Consider the following 1,556-nt stretch of genomic DNA (forward strand, 5'->3'; position numbering starts at 1 on the left):
CTACTCGTCGTTTTCGGTGGGCTCCTGCGGCCCGCCGTTGCGTGCCGCAGCCGCTGATTTCTCATACGCACGGGCGATGAACTCTTCCAAAAGTCGAACCTCCACACGCCACTGCCCACGTCCGCCCACCTGAATCGCCGGCAGCTCACCAGACCTGACCAGGGCATAGGTCTGAGACGGCGAAATATTTAGCTCCTCACCCACCTCCGTCAGGGTCATGAACCGTTTACTCACACTCGTCCTATCCTCTAACATCGTTTCGATTCTCACGTTTCTCACAGCCCACGAGATGGCAGCTGCAACCGTGCCACCAAGTCAGGACGACAATAGGGACTTACGGACATGTTCAAACTTAAGATAACCGCGGCCGCCGATCTGGATCGCGGCGAGTTCACCGGTACTGATCAGGCCCCGCACACTGGGTTCGCCGATGGCCAGTTCCGCCGCGACGTCTTTAACCGACAGAAACCGCGGCCCCGGCCGGCCCCCTGTCGGGGGTGCCTGGTCGGGCGCGCCTGGTTCCTCTGCCGGATTCCGGGGCCCGGTCATGCCTTGTTCTCGTGATTGCCGCCGCCGGTGGGTGGTTCCGGTGTAGTGATCCGGGCCAGGACCGCGTCCATGGCCGTTTGCACCGAGGATGCGGTGGCCTGCGCGGCGGCGAGTTGTTCGCGCAGCTCAGCGTTCTGACTCCGGACCGTTTCCAGTTCACCGCGGGCGGTCTGTGCGTCCTGCTCCGCATGCCCGGCCCGGGCCGCCGCGTCGGCACGGGCCGACTCGGCTGCCTGCTACTCGTCGTTTTCGGTGGGCTCCTGCGGCCCGCCGTTGCGTGCCGCAGCCGCTGATTTCTCATACGCACGGGCGATGAACTCTTCCAAAAGTCGAACCTCCACACGCCACTGCCCACGTCCGCCCACCTGAATCGCCGGCAGCTCACCAGACCTGACCAGGGCATAGGTCTGAGACGGCGAAATATTTAGCTCCTCACCCACCTCCGTCAGGGTCATGAACCGTTTACTCACACTCGTCCTATCCTCTAACATCGTTTCGATTCTCACGTTTCTCACAGCCCACGAGATGGCAGCTGCAACCGTGCCACCAAGTCAGGACGACAATAGGGACTTACGGACATGTTCAAACTTAAGATAACCGCGGCCGCCGATCTGGATCGCGGCGAGTTCACCGGTACTGATCAGGCCCCGCACACTGGGTTCGCCGATGGCCAGTTCCGCCGCGACGTCTTTAACCGACAGAAACCGCGGCCCCGGCCGGCCCCCTGTCGGGGGTGCCTGGTCGGGCGCGCCTGGTTCCTCTGCCGGATTCCGGGGCCCGGTCATGCCTTGTTCTCGTGATTGCCGCCGCCGGTGGGTGGTTCCGGTGTAGTGATCCGGGCCAGGACCGCGTCCATGGCCGTTTGCACCGAGGATGCGGTGGCCTGCGCGGCGGCGAGTTGTTCGCGCAGCTCAGCGTTCTGACTCCGGACCGTTTCCAGTTCACCGCGGGCGGTCTGTGCGTCCTGCTCCGCATGCCCGGCCCGGGCCGCCGCGTCGGCACGGGCC

Annotated in this window: 5 protein-coding genes; all 5 read right to left on the reverse strand. The window is 64.3% G+C overall.

What is annotated here, in order from left to right; translation table 11 throughout:
- A complete protein-coding gene (locus Y707_RS0117435; protein WP_026536028.1) occupies nucleotides 1-234 on the reverse strand; it encodes a helix-turn-helix domain-containing protein in 234 nt (77 codons plus the stop codon).
- A gap of 81 nt (nucleotides 235-315) precedes the next feature.
- Nucleotides 316-549, reverse strand: a complete 234-nt coding sequence (locus Y707_RS0117440; protein WP_026536029.1) for a helix-turn-helix domain-containing protein — start codon at nucleotides 547-549, stop codon at nucleotides 316-318.
- Nucleotides 550-785: 236 nt separating this feature from the next.
- Nucleotides 786-1,019 carry a helix-turn-helix domain-containing protein gene (locus tag Y707_RS0117445; RefSeq protein WP_026536028.1) on the reverse strand — a complete coding sequence of 78 codons (234 nt, stop codon included), beginning with the start codon at nucleotides 1,017-1,019 and terminating at the stop codon, nucleotides 786-788.
- Nucleotides 1,020-1,100: 81 nt separating this feature from the next.
- A complete protein-coding gene (locus tag Y707_RS0117450) occupies nucleotides 1,101-1,334 on the reverse strand; it encodes a helix-turn-helix domain-containing protein (protein ID WP_026536029.1) in 234 nt (77 codons plus the stop codon).
- The coding region (locus Y707_RS31685) for a hypothetical protein (RefSeq protein ID WP_035782381.1) at nucleotides 1,331-1,556 on the reverse strand (226 nt) is incomplete at its 5' end. The genes Y707_RS31685 and Y707_RS0117450, both read right to left, overlap by 4 nt.

The organism is Arthrobacter sp. H14 (assembly GCF_000520495.1).
GTDB lineage: Bacteria > Actinomycetota > Actinomycetes > Actinomycetales > Micrococcaceae > Arthrobacter_C.

Bases quoted from the DNA above. Each gene is read 5' to 3' on its own strand.
- Y707_RS0117440 (WP_026536029.1), bottom strand. From the start codon at position 549: ATGACCGGGCCCCGGAATCCGGCAGAGGAACCAGGCGCGCCCGACCAG.
- Y707_RS0117450 (WP_026536029.1), bottom strand. From the start codon at position 1,334: ATGACCGGGCCCCGGAATCCGGCAGAGGAACCAGGCGCGCCCGACCAG.